This is a genomic window from Microcoleus sp. bin38.metabat.b11b12b14.051 (genome assembly GCF_013299165.1).
Classification (GTDB): domain Bacteria; phylum Cyanobacteriota; class Cyanobacteriia; order Cyanobacteriales; family Microcoleaceae; genus Microcoleus.
Window position 1 is genome coordinate 210,828 of sequence record NZ_JAAFKD010000008.1, and the last position, 17,422, is coordinate 228,249.

Sequence of the window (17,422 nt, forward strand, 5' to 3'; positions counted from 1 at the left end):
AAGTCGAGGGGAGTCGAAGAGTTGACAGTTGACGCAAGGAGTGCGAAGTTTTTAGGCAGGGGATTTAAGCCCCAGCCTACAAACAATCCACCTAAAGGTGGGGTATTAAATCCCCTGTGCTTTAGTTATTAGTCATTAGTTATTCGTTGGTTGTTGGGTTCGTAGTGCGGACTTTAGTCCGCAGCTTTTTACGGACTGAAGTCCGCACTACGAACCATTTGTGTTATGGTAATCGACTGGACATGATATCAGTTAATACAATCTTTTTTGTGTGCGATTCTATTCACCGCAATCAGTAAGGTTCGTAGTGCGGACTTTAGTCCGCAGCTTTTTACGGACTGAAGTCCGCACTACGAACCATTTGTGTTATGGTAATCGACTGGACATGATATCAGTTAAGATAATCTTTTTTGCGTGCGATCGCACACGCCCCAAATCGCCGCCAACAACACCCAACTTGTCGTATTGACTCGGAAATCAAACAGAGTCACGTCTACAGTGTTAAATAGCGTACAGGCGGCGAAGCTCAATAAATAGCTGAAGAAAATTAGGCGATCGGCATTTCCGACATCTTGACAAACCACCTGATTTGTGGTAGCAAGTATTGAACTTTGATTGAGCGATAAAGTATTTTCCGCTACTTCATCTCTGGCTATTTCCTCCTCACTGAAATCCGCAGAAAAAACAGGCCAATTCACTAGCAGCAAAACACCCTTAGCCAAGATCCAACCGACTAAACCAAACAAAAAAAGCGTTGTCGGAAATCCCGTTTCCGCAGTCAACATCAACATCAAACTGTGAGGATGACCGAGCCATTGTTGCATCTGAGCTTCATACAGAGGCGTAAAATTTCGCAGTCCCCAACCTGTGAAAGGACGCTGTTGAGCCATTGACCAAGCAAATTCCCATTGAGTAGTTCTCAAAGTAGCAGTCGGTCGATTTGGAAACATTTCATCGGTAAGTCTCGCCCAAAAGAAAGCCGGGATAATTCTCCGTAAAAGTTGCCGCAGCGGTTCCGGCCCAAACGCGGACAAAAACACTACACCAACAGCACTAAAAACCGCAGCTAATATTTTTTTATAACCTGCATAAAATGCAAAAGCTAAGATTGCCAAAACTGTCAATCCCCAGGCATTCCGAGAATTAGTAAAAATCAAACAAACAGCATTTCCCAGCACAGCCAAACTTAGAAATAGGAATTGGGCATTGGGCATCTCGCCCTGAGCGAAGTCGAAGGGTGGGCATTGGGCATCTCGCCCTGAGCGAAGTCGAAGGGTGGGCATTGGTAAGTGGTGACGACTGCCAACTGCCAACTGACAACTGACAACTGACAACTGACAACTGACTTCTTCGATCCACAATCCGAGTGTTAAAATAAAAGCGATTGTTAAATAGCAGGCTAAAATATTAGCGTACATAAATACAGAAGCCATGCGGCCGGGGGGATTGCCTTTTGGTTCTAGCACCCAGCCAAAAATAGGCTGCAATTGATCGATGCCACTCCAACCTAAAAATTGCTGTCCCAAACCCAAAATTATGACGGGAATTGCACTAATTGCTATTATCCAAGACAACTGTCGCAACTGAGCCGGAGTTTGTATTAAACTGCTGAAAGCTGCAAACAATATGAAAAATGGTAAGAAATTAAACAAGCCTAAAGCAGCTTCGATGCGGTTGTTAGCAAAAATCGTCGTGATGACTACCAGCGCGCTGAGAATTGCGAATCCTAGATTCAGCGGGCGACGGCTAATTTGCCGAAACTTTTGCTGACAAGTGCCGGCCAATGCTAGGAATATTCCTAAAGCTCCTAAAATCGGAATTATTGGAAATATCAGCATCCCAATTTGAGCGAAATTCCAAGGAATTTGCAGGCGGTGATCGGGATGTTTTTGCAGGCGAGACTTAAGATTTTTGGCTGTCTGTTTTACAGCTAATTTCCACTGATTTTTGATATTCACCCAAACTCCCAATTCTTCAATCCTTCAATTCTTCAATACAAAATCGCTCAATTCTTCAATGCAAAATCTAAAATCCAAAATCTAAAATCCCTAGGCTAGTTCCCAAGCGCATTCCGATCGCGTTAATCGAATTTGAGCTAAGGCAAAAATGGTCGGGATAATGCGCCCGTAATTCGTAGAAATCGATCGCCAACCCAGATCCGCTAAAAACCAAGTCCACATCACCGGGCCGAGCAATGAAAACACGCTCCGCGTCGCACCGTAACGAGCAGCAGTCACGGCCATACCGCGCCGCGCCGTCTGAATTGCCACATAATTTTGAAACTGAGTTGCTGCGGTTGCAGTCCCTGCGATCGCTACTTGTTTTGCCATTTCATAGGTAGCAAAATGCAGCGCAAATTGATGAGCCATCAATTTGAGCAACATGGGTTTTAAGATGGAACTAACGGCTAAAGCGCTGCCGCCTTTAAACAGCAAACCAAGCGGGTCTTTTTCAGCAGAAATTGGCAGGGGTTCAGAAAGTTTCGCATCGACAATTGCTCGCTGTACGCGCACTGTCAGGGCTTGCTGTTCGTCTTTCGGTAAACGCTTCCACGTGCGGCCCATTAAGTGCAGAAATACTTCTGCTTCTAAGTCGGTGGTTGACAACTTTTTGGCATAAGGGATTTTGAGATAGCCGCAAACTTGAATTAGCGCTTGTCTGTAAGTTACTTGTTCGGTTCGTCCCCTGAGCACGGTCAACCCGTCGGCGGCCAGGTAGCGAAACCGCTGTTCTACGGCGTCTAGCCATGCTTCGCGATCGCGGCTTTGTATGTCTATGGGTGCGGGGGTTTGCACGTAATCTAAAGGGTTAAACTTGCGGCTGAACAGAAGTTCGGTTAGTTGCTGCAATTCTTCTTCTGTTGTCAATTCGAGCGCTGCTCTGAGTTCGTCCAAGATTTTGCCCTCCCCTATACCATTTTAGATTTTAGATTTTAGATTTTAGATTGTCCCTGAGTAGCGCGCTTTAAAACGAGACGCTACATTTTTTAACAGGTCTTACCTGTCGATTCATGCTGTCCCCTATTCTACTACCTGGCGGAGGTCTATGGCTTACGCTCGGCTACGCTAGGGCTTTGGGCTTTTATACTCGTGGCGCAGACACTATCCGATAGGGTGTGCTGGGGATCGGATACGCCGGGCCCATCTATTGTGTCAAAGGATTTTTACGCTGGCATCTCGTGCCTTGTGGATAAAATTTTGGCTCATTCTGGTTGACATAATTGGTTCAGGCTGCTAAGCTACCTTAATTAAGGACATAAAATTAAACAAAAATTTAAGTTTCTTGTGAAGACGACATATTAATATCGGATTCTGTAAGACAAAACGGTTATAGAACAAACCATTTAAATTGTCCCGACATAGGAAATTTTAATGGTATTGATGCAGTGCTATGGAAAGGGAATGACCTGGCAATATCGGAAGGAAATAAATTACTGTCCGTCAAGCCACTACGAAAAAATCAAGCAAAGTTATATCAAATCTGATAGCGTCAGTATTATTTAACTTATTAAGCTGAATGGAATGAAGTCGAACGCCAAAAATAACTCCTGTTAGGTTTCATTATGCTCCTCCATCCAATCTACTAATTCTTTATGTATGCCGATGCCAACAGAATCAATATAAGTTAAGTACAAGGTGAACAGTTATTATGGAAATATTCAAAGCTGATATTTATCAAGGCTTTCAAACAACCAAGGATTTTTTAACTCACACAGTTGAAAAAAATGTTAACTCTGCATCCGAAACAACAGCTCAAGCTCACTCTTCTCTGGCTGAAACTAGCCAAAGAGTTAAAGAGACTCTGACTCAATCTACAAACCATGCTGTCAACACTCTCAATCAATCTGTAAATCAAAGTTTGGGGACAGTAGCAGAGACAAGTGAGAGAGCGAAAAGTTCTCTGTCTGAAGTTGCTACCAAAGCAGCTACGAGCCTAACTGAAACGAAAAATAAAGCAGTTGAAGTGATTTCCCACACTACGGAAACTTTGTCTGAAACGGCGAGCCAAGCTGTTAATACCCTCAATCAAACCACTAGCCAAGCAGTGGGAATTGTGGCTCAAACGGCTGAGAAGGCAAAGGATAGTCTCACTGAAAAAACTAGCCAAGCTGTTAATACTCTCAATCAAGCAACTATGCAAGGGGTAGATAGTGTGAGTCAAGCAACTGCACAAGCTAAGGCATCTTTAGAAACTACGATTCATCAGGCTGAAAAACTCAGCGGTGCTGCAACCGAAACAATGCAAAATGCTATCAGTGGCATAATCGAAGACTGGATTAATGCTCATCCAGTAGTTTTTTGGTTGCTGAGCAACCCGCTGATTGCTTTCGTCTGTGCGCTCGTCTCAATTTTTCTCATGTTTAGCTTGTTCAAAGCTATCAGTACATTATTTGAATCTGCCTGGTTATCTCTACTGAAAAGTCCTTCAGAGTTGATTAAAACAAGTTTTAAGTTAAGCTCTAAATCTATGAATGCAGTGAGTAAATTTTCTGTTTCTAAATACAGTGAAGGAACTCAGAAAAACAATAAACAATTGTCTTTGGGAATGAGCAGCCGTGAATCAATCACTGTAGAGAGTCAGGAGAGACTAGCTGTAATTTTGACGAAACTCGAAGAAATGAGGCAAGAGCAGAGAGAACTTCTGCAAGAGGCGTCTACCATTTTAGGAAAAGAATTGTATGTAGAGTAAGATCACGTAGCTAATAATTTAATCAAAAATACTTGACAATTTATACCTATGTTCGATGTTGTGGCGATCGGTGCGGGGATGGCGGGGCTGATTTGTGCTCGACAGTTGCGTCTGGCTGGCTATTCTGTGGCGGTTGTGGAGAAATCTCGCGGCCCGGGGGGACGAGTCGCTACTCGCCGCGTACAGGGCACGAGGGCCGATCATGGGGCACGCTATCTGGAGCCGCAGGGAGATGCGGTGCAGGCGTTAATTGATGTTTTGGTCGATCGCCAGATCCTGAAACTTTGGACAGATAGCGTGTCCGAATTCCGACAAGGAGAAATATCATCTATTCCTAGTGCTTGTTATGTCGCACCTGCTGGGATGAATGCTGTCGGTAAGTATATCGCAGAGGGTTTAGACATTTGGTACGGCCGCCGCGTCACAGCGATTTCTCGTACCGACAGTCAAATGTGGCGTCTTGCTCTGGAAGTTACCGACGACAATTTAGAGCTACCTCAAGAATTATTTGCTAAGGCTGTGGTGGTGGCAATTCCTGCTCCTCAAGCTTTAATGTTTTTGGATTCAGAAATAGGTTTTTCCTCTGATTTTATTGACAAATTGCGTTCGGTAGAATACGACCCTTGCATTACAGTTATGGCTGGCTATCCTGCGGAACGGAATTCGGATTTGAGCGCTCTCAATCCGCAGTGGAAATCTCTTTCTTTTCCCGATGATTCTGATTTAGCTTGGATTGGCATCGACAGCAGCAAGCGGCTCGATCCGCCACAGCCCCTGTTTGTGGTTCACAGCAGTGCTAATTTTGCCGATCGCTATTTAGAAGCTACCGATCTAAATATTGTCGGTCAAGAATTGCTCGATCGCGCTTCTGAACATTTAATGCCTTGGCTCAAGCAGCCGGAATGGTTGCAAGTTCACCGCTGGCGCTATGCTTTTTGTCGAAATCCTTTGCCTGTTTCTTGTTTGGTGGCGGAAGGAACTCTCCCGTTGGTTTGTGCGGGGGATTTGTGCGGCGAAGGTCAAATTGAAGCTGCTTTGCGATCGGGAGTTGCGGCGGCTGGTTGGGTTAATTCTCAACTGGAGGACTCGCCCCTGTCTCTAGGTTTGTAGTGAGGACTTCAGTCCTTCTTAAGAGCGGACTGAAGTCCTCATTACGAACCCAATTATTAAAAAAAATGGAAAAACTTCGCCCTTCTCAATAGGTTTGTAGTGAGGACTTCAGTCCTTCTATAGATGCGGACTGAAGTCCGAACGATCGAACCCAATTATTAAAAAAAATGGGAAAATTTCGCCCTTCTCAATAGGTTTGTAGTGAGGACTTCAGTCCTTCTATAGATGCGGACTGAAGTCCTCACTACAAACCGAATTATCAAAAAAAATGGGAAAATGACGATTGATTCCATTTTCCCATTTTTTTATTTTTGTGCTGTTTCCTGGTGTTTTAACTCTTGTTCTTGCCTCTGCAATAACTCAGGAACTGTTACGAACTGGTAGCCTTCTTTTTTGAATCGAGCAATTATATCGGGCAAAGCTTGTACGGTTCTCGATCGATTGCCGCCGCCGTCGTGCATCAGCACTATGCCTCCGGAATTTGCCTGCCGCATCACGTTGTCCATCAACGATTGCGTCGCCGCCCGCCAATCTAAAGAATCAGCAGACCACATGATAACTGCATAATTTTTCTTCTGGGCGTAAGCTGCCAATCCATTGTTTAAAATTCCTCCCGGCGGCCGGAACATTGACGTTTTGACTCCGGTCAATTCCTCAATTAAGGCTGAGGTGCGATCGATCTCGCGAGCGGCACCTTCTTCGTTATACTTAATATATTGGTGGTTCCAAGTGTGGTTGCCGAGCGCGTGACCGGCTGACGCAACTTGTTTGCCAAGTTCGGGATAAGTTTGCAGGTATCTTCCTACCCAGAAGAATGTAGCCTTAATATTGTTTTTCTTGAGAATATCTAGGATTTGTGTAGTTGTTGTCGGCCAGGGGCCGTCATCAAATGTCAGGGCGATCGCCTTGTGCTGCTCATCCAGTTTTGCCTGACGCAGCATGGTACCTTTAAACTGGGATGGCAGCCCAGATTGAAAGCGGGTTTCCTGCTGTTGAGCTAGGGCCTTTTGCGAAACTTCAACTCGATGGGCGATCGCCCCTTGGATTCCACTAACATTAGATATCAGTTTTGGTTCTGGCGACGATACGGCCAAGACTTGCGGCTGGATGGGTGCCGCTGGTTGAGTTGCGCGCAAGTTCATCGGCAACATCACACCCAGTAAAAAACTGCCTGCGGCGGCCAGAAAAGCAACGATTAAATTTTTTCGCCGCCTCAAGAGCCGTTTCATTTTGATCACGTCATTCTCTCCGATACTTTTTTGCTAACGTTTGCTAACAGACACATAAATTGAGGTGTTTTTTCAACCAAGGCGTATCAACCAATGCCTCGCCCGTGAAAATCCCGCGAGCACCATTTAGATCCCTGTTCATAGACTGTCCATCCGCGCTTTTGATTACACGGGAGCCACCAATCTGCTTAATTTCTCCAGTCCAGGAAACCGTCTTCGATGTGTAAGCTTCATTAATGTCGGTTAGGGCTACCTTGCCCGATTCCCAAGCTTTCCACTCCAGGTGTTTCTTGAACTGATAATGAGACAAGGTGAGCATTTGACGCACAGTTTTAGACCGAATCTTACGGCGTGATTTACTGACCATTTCCGAAGATTCAAATGATGGTAATAGAATTACATCAAAGTTCTCAACCAAGAATTTGGCGGTCTTATGATGAAGCTCTTTTACCATGTGCTGAATCCGAGATTTCAATCTGTCGCTCGCTTTTTTAAATCTCTTTTTCTGTGCGCTAGGAGCTTTGCTCATCTTTGAGATCAGCTTGTCTAGCTTAAAACACAGTTTTTGGATTTGCAGATTGGAATCATTGCCGAGATATCCATAAGAATCCTCGGAAATAAAAGTCATGAACGTGCGAACACCGGGATCTAAGGCAACCAAGCGACCTTGGTTGTCGGTCTGACGTGGCTGCACTTCTTCAGAAACGATCAGGTAATACTCACCATAGGCAAGTGTTAACCGTCCATCGCTGAAATCTTTGGGTAATGCCTCTTTCAGCTTTGATTGACCCAGGATTGTGTGGTAGATTCCGCAGTCTTTGATAGCAGTTTTGGGGATAAAAACAGATTGCTTTGTATCTTTGCGGCTGCGGAATTTACAATGACGGATTTGCCCATCTTTTTTGAAATCTGCTTTGGCTTTTTTGACAGCTTGACAAGCATCCTTGATGGCAATTGATTTAATTTGAAATGGGATTGATGCAGCCCAGTCGGGTAACGAGTTGAGAATCCCTGTCTTAATCGCCAGCCAATTAGCCTTGGTTCCCGGTTCCTGTAGGTATTTGATTGTTGTATTGAATACAAACCGGGAAACACCAAACCATCTTTTCAAGAGAGCTTTTTGGTCAGCATTTAGGAATATTCGGATCTTCCTTGATTTTTTGGCTGTAGCTTCGCCGTCCGTGCATTCTGCAACGGTCGATATGAAGGATGGCAAGAAGATCGGCTGTGAGTTCGGTTTCTTGACTCTGTACAGGGCTTGAAAAAACCAGGATTTCTCCACCGTTTTGTTTGACCATAAACTCGAATAATTCAAATCCGAATCGGCACAACCTGTCTCTAGAGGTAACAACAATTTAGAGCTGATCTGGGCGCATAAGTCTGACCAATAGGGCTTGCAGTCCTTTCCTTTTGAAATTGAGTCCAGAACCGATATCTTGGACGATTTCGGCTGTTTGATGTTGTTTTCGCATGAATTCAATTTGCCTAGCAAGGTGGTCTCGTTGCTTGGTTGAACTGACCCGACATTAGCAAATAGTGGTAGCTCCAATTGCACCGCGCCCGTAGGACTCGACATCGTAGAGTCTTTGTCCAGAGCCGTTTTTGATGCTTTTGATTTTCCCTTCATCTGCGTATTTTTGTCTCTGTGTTTGGGTGCAAGCCCAGAAACTAGACTCATGAGTCTGAGTGGTATATATGCCATTCACTCTATGGCATAAGTGAACAATTGTAAACGTTTGTTAGAAAATGTCATACTGTTGATCAACCTTCACACCTTGCACAATTAATTCTAAATTTTATGTTGATATTAAGTTAATTCACTCAGGACGATCGCGTTTAAATCGGATTGTCCCTAGAAATGTTAGTCCAACTAATTGATCGCGGGGAAGTCCGGCAGGATTAACAAGTTTAAGTATTGTACGCCAGAGTTCCCCTAACCCATCAAGACGGGGAATAGTGACAATTTTCCGGAAGACGCTGAAATTCCGTTAATTGCACGTTCTATTCTATATAGCTAGGGACTCAGACTCAGAAGCTGGGCCCCTAGCTTACTGTTCAGGGCGATCGCCCGCCCCAGCGTCCTCAAATTAAGTTTGAGGGCGGATTCTCTCTTGATACAAGCCGAGAATCCGATCGATCACCTCGTCAACAGTCAGATTATCTGTTTGAATTTCCACAGCGTCGTCAGCTTTGCGTAAAGGTGCCACCAAGCGGGTGCTGTCCTTGGAGTCCCGCAGAGCGATGTCTTGTTCTAACTGGGCCAAGCTAATATTAGCCCGATCGGTGTCTTTAAGTTGTAACAGTCGCCGGCGCGCTCGCTCTTGTACCGAAGCCGTCAAAAAAATCTTCAATTCTGCATCCGGAAACACGTTAGTCCCAATATCGCGGCCTTCTGCTACAATCCCACCTTTGATACCGCAGCGCCGCTGTTCATCTACTAGAAACTGGCGCACAGCGGGGATTGCCGCCATTTCCGAGACGCGAGATGTCACTTCCAAACTGCGAATTGCCTCGGTTATGTCTTCGCCGTTAATCTTCAGCATGAAAGATGCGGGATCGAGATTGTATTCCAAATAGCTGTAACTGATTAATTCGGCGATCGCACATTCGTCGGAAATCGGCGTGTTTGTCTTCAAAGCTAGCCAAGTCAGCGCCCGATACATCGCGCCTGTATCCAAATAAAATAAGCCCAGAACCCTTGCTGCTTCGCGAGTTACGGTAGATTTTCCAGCACCCGCCGGGCCGTCGATCGCCACAATTGGCCTGCGGTTCCTCAGAATTATATTATCAATCAACCGAGTGGAGCCGACTCTGGCTGCTACGGCTAAAAGTCCCGCTGTTTCCACCACCTGCAACTGCGTCAAAGTGTCGGGATCGACGAGTTCGGCGTATTCGAGCTTAACTTCGGGTTCTGTAGCGACTTCGGCGCGGGCGGCAGCGAGTGCAGCGGCTGCGCTACGGTGGCCTGAGGCAAAAGTTTTTGAGGCTTGTTGCAGCGCGCGGTAGAGGGCGCAGGCTTGCTGTTTTTGCTCTGTTGTTAAATACTGATTTCGAGAACTCATTGCTAGTCCTGACTCTTCGCGGACGATCGGGCAAGCAACAATCTCTACAGGCAAGTTAAAATCAACAGCCAGCTTGCGGATAATTGCTAGCTGCTGTGCGTCTTTCTGACCGAAATAAGCTTTTGTGGGCTGCACCAAACTCAAAAGTTTGGTAACAATTGTCGCGACTCCCTGAAAATGACCCGGCCTGGATTTGCCGCACAACACCGATGTCATGGCGGGTGGCGGTACTACTTGAGTTAAGGATGAAAGTTCAATTGCTGTTTGGGCCGTTTTGTCGGTTGCTGTACGCGCGGCGAAGCTATCCCGTAGGGAATCGCCCGCTGGATTCCCAAACATTTCTGTTGCTGCGGGAGCAAAAATGGCATCAACGCCAGCTTGTTCGCACAGCAGCCGGTCTCGATCCAAATTTCGGGGATAATCTTGAAAATCTTCTGTTGGCCCAAATTGCAGCGGGTTGACAAAAATGCTAACCAGGACGATCGCATTATCTTGTCTTGCTCGCTGGATCAAGCTCAGATGTCCGGCGTGCAAAGCTCCCATCGTCGGCACCAAACCGACTGTCACATGAGGTGCAGCAGACTTTTGTGAATTTAAGTAGCAGCGAAGTGCTGCAATGCTAGTAAACAGTTGCACCGATCCAATCTCCTGAAGGCATTCGGCAGAATGCAGAATTTTTGAGTGAGAATTTATTTAATCTGACATCTTGCAGCAATGTTAGCAACAAACTTATGTGCAAGACAGCGCGTACCTTACGTGCAAAAGAGCGCGACTTTGGCCGCGAGTGCCAGATGTCACTCTCACTTATATCTTGCACAGTTTTTCAAGGGCGGGCGGGACGCCCACCCCACAAGAAACTTCATGTCTTGTGGAACAGGCATCTTGCCTGTTCTTGAGATGGTGTGAGTGCCAGATGTCAGTCTCACTTATATCTTGCACAGTTTTTCAAGGGCGGGCGGGACGCCCACCCCACAAGAAACTTCATGTCTTGTGGAACAGGCATCTTGCCTGTTCTTGAGATGGTGCCAGATGTCACTTTGGTTCTACTTTCTGCCTTCTACAATTCGGATAACTTTTGTATTGTGCCTTACAGAAGGGTTCACCGTCCTACACTTGTTTATTGTTTCGGTTCGATTACTTGGATTTCCACTCTCGCAACACCGCTGCTCATCATGCCCAGCACATTGGCTGCGCCGGCGGACAAGTCAATCAGTCGATCGCCCACGTAAGGGCCGCGATCGTTAATCCGAACTACTACCGAGCGCCCGTTGTCAAGATTTTTCACCATGACTAGAGTACCAAAGGGCAAGTGACGGTGTGCAGCAGTCAAGGCATTTTGGTTAAAACGCTCGCCACTGGCGCTGAGGTTGCCATCAAATCCGGGGCCGTACCAGGAAGCCCAGCCGCTGAGGCGCACTTGAACTGGGCCCAGAGACAGCACGGGGGCTTCTGGTTGGGGTTCGCCTGCGACTGCTTCCAGGGGTGGGGCGTTGCCCAAGAGGCGGCGGAGGCGATTGGTTACTTGCAGGGCGTCTCGGCTGAAGTCGCTCGTGGTGTCCGGGAGGATGTTTTGGGCGTTGATGTTTACCAAGTCCTCGCCGTTTGCCTGGATAATGTAGCGCTCGCCTGTTTCCCACTTAACGGTAATGCTGTTGGGATCGATGTTGTTGCGAGCTAGCTGGTTGAGTCTTGCTGCTAAGCTGGATGCCCGCCACACTGGATCTGGTTCTTGGTTGGTGGAATTGCTGGCAATGTTTCCGGCTGGGGAATTTTCTTTGCTGCCGGCTACTTTTGACTGATTGCTAGGATCTGCTTTGGTACCGGCTGTCGATCGAATTTTAGTGTTGGTTTCCTGACTTGGGTTCAGAAAGGTGATGACTGGAATATTTCGCACGTAGACTGTCGCTGCTTGTCGCCCGTCCAACTCGTGGGGCAGAATTTTGACGATCGAGTCTTGGCCAATATCAGCTCTTGCTTGATACTGATACTGCCCGACTTTTTGTGCTTCGGCCCGAGTTGCGTTTAACTGCGGGGACGGTTGGGTGGCAATTACTTGCTGCTTGGAACCCTGAGAGTTTGGCTTCAGGGCATCTGTGGCTTGTGCGTGACAAGAAGATGCTGTTCCTACAACAGGAACTAACAGGACAGCGAGTAAACCACCAACAAATTTTTCCTTCATACGTCCATTTTTGTGAAGAGCCATTGCCAACCGAGATTGGAGGATTGGCCACTTGGCGGCAGGAGTCAAGAATTTTTCTTGATTCCTTCGCCCTTCCCCCGTGAGTCAAAGCAAAGTATCGGTGTGCATTTTTGCTTTAATGCTTCAGCCCAAAAAAATCTGGCTGAAATTTCCCCGAGCTTTGACAACTCATACTCGATCCGCAATTTGTGTTTTGGTAACGAACTGCAACAGACTACCACAAACTTTTGCGCTTGGGGATCGCTGTTTCGATACATTGCAGCAATTTTATTCAAATCTTCCCAGAACTATGTCTCACAAAATCCTTTAATTGCAATGGTTACAGCCGTTTTTGAAATTCCAGAAAAATTTACAAAACTTTACAAAAATTTCGCGTATTTTATGTTTTCCAAATGATTAACCTGAAATAATTTGTTTGTCAAGCGTTTAAAGTTGAGTCTGCTATAGTGTAAATACTTACTTTGAATGACAAATTTGATACTCCTATTCGATATACCAGATCGAGTGAAGCAAGTCAACCGATTTGAGATTTGAGATTTGAGATTTTAGATTGACCCCACGGATAAATGCGGGGGCTTGAGGATTTGAGATTTGAGACTTCGACTTCGCTCTGTCGAACGATTTTGGATTGATTCCACGGATAAATCACGTGGCGGGTACCACCTTTGAAATTCTTGGTCAATTTAAAATCGTTCAACGTTGGAGCTCACCTGAAAATCTCAAATCCCCAGCCTCAAATCCCCAGCCTCAAATCCCCAGTCTCAAATCCCCAGTCTCAAATCCTCAATCCTCAATCCCCAATCCCCAATCCAAAATCTAAAATCCAAAATCCAAAATCGTTTGACTTGCTCTTCGGCATAAACTAAAACGTACAAATGATTTGGCAGACTTATGGATTATCGAGCAGCAGGTGTAGATGTTGAGGCGGGCAGAGCTTTTGTCGATCGCATCAAGAATACAGTCAAAAGCACCCACCGATCGGGTGTTTTGGGCGGATTCGGCGGATTTAGCGGGTTTTTCAGCGTCCCGCAGGGTTTAAAAGAGCCGGTGATGGTTTCGGGTACTGATGGCGTCGGGACTAAGTTGAAATTAGCCCACGATCTCGATCGCCACGATACAGTAGGAATCGACTTGGTAGCGATGTGCGTCAACGACGTGCTGACATCCGGCGCCGAGCCCCTCTTTTTTCTCGATTATTTAGCCACGGGAAAGTTAAATCCCGAACAATTAGCTGCGGTAGTGACAGGAATTGCTGACGGCTGCAAACAAGCGGGCTGTGCTTTGCTGGGAGGAGAAACCGCAGAAATGCCCGGTTTTTACCAAGCCGGCGAGTACGATTTGGCTGGTTTTTGTGTGGGAATTGTCGAAAAGAGCAAGTTGTTGGACTCTTCGCAGGTGCGAGTGGGAGATGTCGCTGTCGGGCTGGCTAGTTCCGGCGTACACAGCAACGGCTTTAGTTTGGTAAGGAAAATTGCCGGCGATTTAGGTTTTGATTGGCATTCGCAACCGGAAAAATTAGGCGGTCAAAGTTTAGGAGAAGTGCTGCTGACTCCGACTACAATTTATGTAAAACCAGTCCTCGAAGCCCTTAAGAGCGGTTTGGAAATTCACGGTATGGCGCACATTACCGGTGGCGGTTTGCCGGAAAATTTGCCGCGCTGTTTGGGAGTGAATCAATCTGTGAAAATTGACTGTAATAGCTGGCCGAGTTTGCCAATTTTTGACTGGATTGCTGAAGCTGGCTCTGTGGCGACTATCGATATGTTCAATACTTTTAATATGGGTATTGGCTTTGTGTTGTTGGTCGATCGCCGGGAAGTTGAGCAGGCTGTGAAGTGGTTTGAGTCTCAGGGAATTGCTGCGTTTGCGATCGGCGAAGTTATTGACGGTAACGGCGAATTAGTTATGGGCACTGATTAATTTTAATTGATTGAATAAAAAAAAATCGCCTTTTTTTTTCGGGTCAATCGCTTGACTTCTACCATCCAATAAAGTATTATTAAATAATGGAAGTGGTGGCAATTTTTAAAATTGAGTCACCACTCCCATTATCTAAAATATACCATAAGAATTCGCGACAAGTCAACAGGTAATACTTCTTTTTTACGGCCGACTTTTTCACAAGACTGGCAGCAACCCCGTTGATTTCACAAAAAGCTATAGCAGTTCGAGATATCCTAGGGGTATTGACGGCTCAATCCCTCAATCCTTGCCCGAAGAGCGAAGCCGCTCCGGGCCAATTATTCAATCTAAAACCGAAAAATGGAAAATCAAAACCTGTACAGCAATCGCCACAGCGGTGAGGACATAAATAACCTCATGAATAGAACCTATAGCCCATAGCAGAAACCGTTTGATTTCCTTGACGAAGCAACTCTTCGACTCCGCTCGACTTCGCGGGCGGGCAAGTCGCTCAGCGCGCTCTTCTGTCCACTCTTCGACGAAAGCTCGGAGGGCTCTTCTGTCTACTGTCCCAGGCCCACTGCTATACCTCACCTTTTTGGGACTCGGCTATAAACGACAATCCCAGTAACTGAACTTTAGGGGACTATATCTATTGTTAGCATCGTGACTTAATTGCAGATTTTAGATTTTTTGCTAGGGGATTTGTGAGGAAAATGCTCGAGATGAAACGTTTTAAATTGCGATCGATGCTGGCGGCGGCGATCGCGATCGCCTTTAGCTTAATTGCGATCGCCAGTTACGCCCAAGCCAACAAGACTTTAACCCTGGCGACTTCCCCAGACTACCCGCCCTACGAATTTAAAGATACGGCTGTTAGCGGCAACGAAATCATCGGTTTTGACATCGATATTGCCAAATATATTACGAAAGAGTTGGGCTACGAGCTGAAAGTCATCGGCATGGATTTTAACGGCTTAATTCCGGCTTTGCAGGCAAAAAGAGCCGATTTTGTCATGGCGGGAATGACTCCCACAGCCGAAAGGAAAAAAAATGTAGATTTTTCTGAGCTTTACTACGAAGCTCAAAATACAATTGTCGCCAATAAAGGCAGCAAGTTGACCAAAGCTGAAGATTTAACCGGGAAAAAAGTAGGCGTTCAACTCGGAAGCATTCAGCAGGAAGCTGTGAAAAAAATGGCCGGGGTGCAAGTCGCTCCTCTGAACAAGATTCCTGATCTCATTCAAGAAATTAAAGCGAACCGGATCGCGGCGGGGGTAATCGAGGATACTGTCGCAAAAGGTTATGCAGCAGCCAACCCGGACTTAGAATTTAACACAATTCCGAATACTGAAGAAAGCGGTTCGGCGATCGCCTTCCCCAAAGGTTCGAGATTAGTTCCCGAATTCAACCGCGTCCTCCAGCAAATGAAAGCCAGCGGTCAAATTCAGGAACTAGCTACTAAGTGGTTTTCGCGATCGATCGCCCAAGAACCCGCTCAAGGAAATCAGCCTGCTGCTGCACCCAAGTTCGGGTTAGATTTTGGCAAAATTGTGCCGAATTTGCCTTACATTTTGTCAGGGATTTGGGTAACGCTCACCTTTACCTTGCTCTCGGCATTTCTGGGATTTCTCTGGGGAATCGTGCTGTCTCTGTTTAAGATTTCTAGCATTAAACCGCTGTTCTGGTTCGCCACTGCTTACACCTCGATTTTTCGAGGAACGCCGCTAATTTTGCAATTGACTTTAGTTTATTTTGCAACCCCGCAGCTTACGGGCTATAATATATCGGCGCTGCAAGCTGGCGTGATTACTTTTTTCCTGAATTCTGGCGCTTATATTTCCGAGACAATCCGCGCGGGAATTCAAGCTGTAGATCAAGGTCAAAAAGAAGCAGCAGAATCCCTTGGCGTTCCCTACAAACTGATGATGGGTGATATTATTTTGCCGCAAGCATTGAAAAATATTTTGCCTGCATTGGTAAATGAAAGTATTGCTTTGTTGAAGGATTCAGCTTTGGTTTCAGTGATTGGCGTAGAAGATTTGCTGCGCCGCGCTACAATTGTCGGAGCCGAAAAGTACATTTACTTTGAACCTTTGATATTTGTCGGCGCAATTTATTATTTGATGGTGCTTAGTTTAACTTGGGGGGCCAATGTACTCGAACGCAGACTCCAAAGTAGCAGTTAAAGTCGATCGCCTTTATAAGTCTTTTGGCAATCTTAAGGTTTTGCGCGAGATTACCACGGAGATTCACAAAGGAGAAGTAATTGCAATTATCGGCCCTTCGGGCTGCGGTAAGTCTACTTTTTTGCGGTGTTTGAATTTACTGGAAGTTCCGACTTCGGGACAAATCTACATTGACGGCGTGGATATCACTTTGCCGAAAGCCGATATTATGAAAATGCGGCAAAAAGTGGGGATGGTGTTTCAGCATTTCCACTTATTCCCGCACATGACGGTGCTGCAAAATGTGACCTATGCACCTATCAAAGTCAAGCACGTTGGTAAGGATGAGGCGCGTCTGAAGGGCTTAGAATTGCTGGAAAAAGTCGGTTTGTCGGATAAGGCGGAAGTTTATCCTTCTAAGCTTTCGGGGGGTCAAAAACAGCGGGTGGCGATCGCCCGCTGCTTGGCGATGGAACCGGAAATTTTGCTAATGGATGAACCGACTTCTGCACTCGATCCTGAAATGGTTAAAGAAGTGTTAGACGTGATGAAAGCTTTGACGCAGACGGGGATTACCATGGCTATTGTGACTCACGAGATGGGTTTTGCACGGGAAGTCGCCCACCGCATCTTGTTTCTGGATGGCGGAAAAGTGGCGGAAGATGTGCCGCCGCAGGAGTTTTTTAGTAACCCCAAGTGCGATCGAGCCAAGCAATTTCTAGAAAAAATGCTCTAACAGGTTCGTAGTGAGGAATGAGAGTCCTTCTTCAAGTTCGTAGTGAGGAATGAGAGTCCTTCTTCTGAGTTTTCTGAGAAAGGACTCTCATTGGGAGCATCCCGGTTTTGCAAAAGCCTCAAATGGCCCTCCGGTCGTTGAGGTAAGCACAACGAAGTTTTAGCATTTGATTGACATTTTTTTTCAACCATTGAGCCCCGGAGATTTTCAACCTTCTATCTATTTGTTTGACCGTCGATTCCACGGCTCCCGAGCCTCGGCGAACAAATCTTGTCTGATGATAATTGCTCATAGTTAACAATTCTAGAGCGATGCTTTTCTAGATA

12 protein-coding genes and 1 pseudogene are annotated in these 17,422 nt (G+C 46.1%); 5 read left to right on the forward strand and 8 right to left on the reverse strand.

Translation table 11 applies throughout. The annotated features are described in order from the left end of the window. Positions 1-395: 395 nt before the first annotated feature. Both QZW47_RS11680 and QZW47_RS11685 read right to left on the reverse strand, forming a co-directional pair. The gene (locus QZW47_RS11680) at positions 396-1,958 is read right to left on the reverse strand and encodes an O-antigen ligase (RefSeq protein ID WP_293127286.1); all 1,563 of its coding nucleotides are present in this window, start codon (positions 1,956-1,958) and stop codon (positions 396-398) included. Positions 1,959-2,048: 90 nt separating this feature from the next. Beyond that, entirely contained in the window at positions 2,049-2,894 is an 846-nt protein-coding gene (locus tag QZW47_RS11685; RefSeq protein ID WP_293127288.1) for a YaaW family protein, read from the reverse strand. Positions 2,895-3,648: 754 nt separating this feature from the next. Here QZW47_RS11685 and QZW47_RS11690 point away from each other — a divergent pair. After that, positions 3,649-4,689, forward strand: coding sequence for a hypothetical protein (locus tag QZW47_RS11690; RefSeq protein WP_293127290.1), 1,041 nt, complete (start codon positions 3,649-3,651; stop codon positions 4,687-4,689). A 48-nt stretch (positions 4,690-4,737) separates the two neighbouring features. Then, the gene (locus tag QZW47_RS11695; RefSeq protein WP_293127292.1) at positions 4,738-5,799 is read left to right on the forward strand and encodes an FAD-dependent oxidoreductase; all 1,062 of its coding nucleotides are present in this window, start codon (positions 4,738-4,740) and stop codon (positions 5,797-5,799) included. Between the two features lie 305 nt (positions 5,800-6,104). On the opposite strand, the gene QZW47_RS11700 is transcribed toward QZW47_RS11695, so the two are convergent. From QZW47_RS11700 to QZW47_RS11720, 5 genes are all read right to left on the reverse strand, one after another. Continuing rightward, entirely contained in the window at positions 6,105-7,028 is a 924-nt protein-coding gene (locus QZW47_RS11700) for a polysaccharide deacetylase family protein (RefSeq protein ID WP_366930859.1), read from the reverse strand. A gap of 43 nt (positions 7,029-7,071) precedes the next feature. Then, entirely contained in the window at positions 7,072-8,310 is a 1,239-nt protein-coding gene (locus QZW47_RS11705) for a transposase (protein ID WP_293127332.1), read from the reverse strand. Between the two features lie 73 nt (positions 8,311-8,383). After that, entirely contained in the window at positions 8,384-8,500 is a 117-nt protein-coding gene (locus tag QZW47_RS11710; RefSeq protein ID WP_293127296.1) for a hypothetical protein, read from the reverse strand. A gap of 615 nt (positions 8,501-9,115) precedes the next feature. Further along, entirely contained in the window at positions 9,116-10,726 is a 1,611-nt protein-coding gene (locus QZW47_RS11715; RefSeq protein WP_293127298.1) for a bifunctional pantoate--beta-alanine ligase/(d)CMP kinase, read from the reverse strand. 481 nt (positions 10,727-11,207) lie between these two features. Further along, the gene (locus QZW47_RS11720; RefSeq protein WP_293127300.1) at positions 11,208-12,269 is read right to left on the reverse strand and encodes a septal ring lytic transglycosylase RlpA family protein; all 1,062 of its coding nucleotides are present in this window, start codon (positions 12,267-12,269) and stop codon (positions 11,208-11,210) included. A gap of 912 nt (positions 12,270-13,181) precedes the next feature. Here QZW47_RS11720 and purM point away from each other — a divergent pair. The 3 genes from purM (at position 13,182) to QZW47_RS11735 (ending at position 17,096) form a co-directional block, all read left to right on the forward strand. Continuing rightward, the gene (gene purM, locus QZW47_RS11725; protein WP_293127302.1) at positions 13,182-14,210 is read left to right on the forward strand and encodes a phosphoribosylformylglycinamidine cyclo-ligase; all 1,029 of its coding nucleotides are present in this window, start codon (positions 13,182-13,184) and stop codon (positions 14,208-14,210) included. A gap of 707 nt (positions 14,211-14,917) precedes the next feature. Then, on the forward strand, positions 14,918-16,381 hold the full coding sequence (locus tag QZW47_RS11730; protein ID WP_293127304.1) for an ABC transporter substrate-binding protein/permease: 1,464 nt from the start codon (positions 14,918-14,920) through the stop codon (positions 16,379-16,381). Next, positions 16,347-17,096, forward strand: a complete 750-nt coding sequence (locus tag QZW47_RS11735) for an amino acid ABC transporter ATP-binding protein (protein WP_293127306.1) — start codon at positions 16,347-16,349, stop codon at positions 17,094-17,096. The genes QZW47_RS11730 and QZW47_RS11735 overlap by 35 nt, the downstream gene beginning before the upstream one ends. Positions 17,097-17,214: 118 nt before the next feature. Here the strand turns inward: QZW47_RS11735 and QZW47_RS11740 are convergent. Next, positions 17,215-17,422, reverse strand: a pseudogene (locus QZW47_RS11740) (ISKra4 family transposase); the annotation flags it as partial.

Bases quoted from the DNA above. Each gene is read 5' to 3' on its own strand.
- QZW47_RS11690 (WP_293127290.1), top strand. From the start codon at position 3,649: ATGGAAATATTCAAAGCTGATATTTATCAAGGCTTTCAAACAACCAAG.
- QZW47_RS11695 (WP_293127292.1), top strand. From the start codon at position 4,738: ATGTTCGATGTTGTGGCGATCGGTGCGGGGATGGCGGGGCTGATTTGT.
- QZW47_RS11700 (WP_366930859.1), bottom strand. From the start codon at position 7,028: ATGAAACGGCTCTTGAGGCGGCGAAAAAATTTAATCGTTGCTTTTCTG.
- QZW47_RS11710 (WP_293127296.1), bottom strand. From the start codon at position 8,500: ATGCGAAAACAACATCAAACAGCCGAAATCGTCCAAGATATCGGTTCT.
- QZW47_RS11720 (WP_293127300.1), bottom strand. From the start codon at position 12,269: ATGAAGGAAAAATTTGTTGGTGGTTTACTCGCTGTCCTGTTAGTTCCT.
- purM (WP_293127302.1), top strand. From the start codon at position 13,182: ATGGATTATCGAGCAGCAGGTGTAGATGTTGAGGCGGGCAGAGCTTTT.
- QZW47_RS11730 (WP_293127304.1), top strand. From the start codon at position 14,918: ATGAAACGTTTTAAATTGCGATCGATGCTGGCGGCGGCGATCGCGATC.
- QZW47_RS11735 (WP_293127306.1), top strand. From the start codon at position 16,347: ATGTACTCGAACGCAGACTCCAAAGTAGCAGTTAAAGTCGATCGCCTT.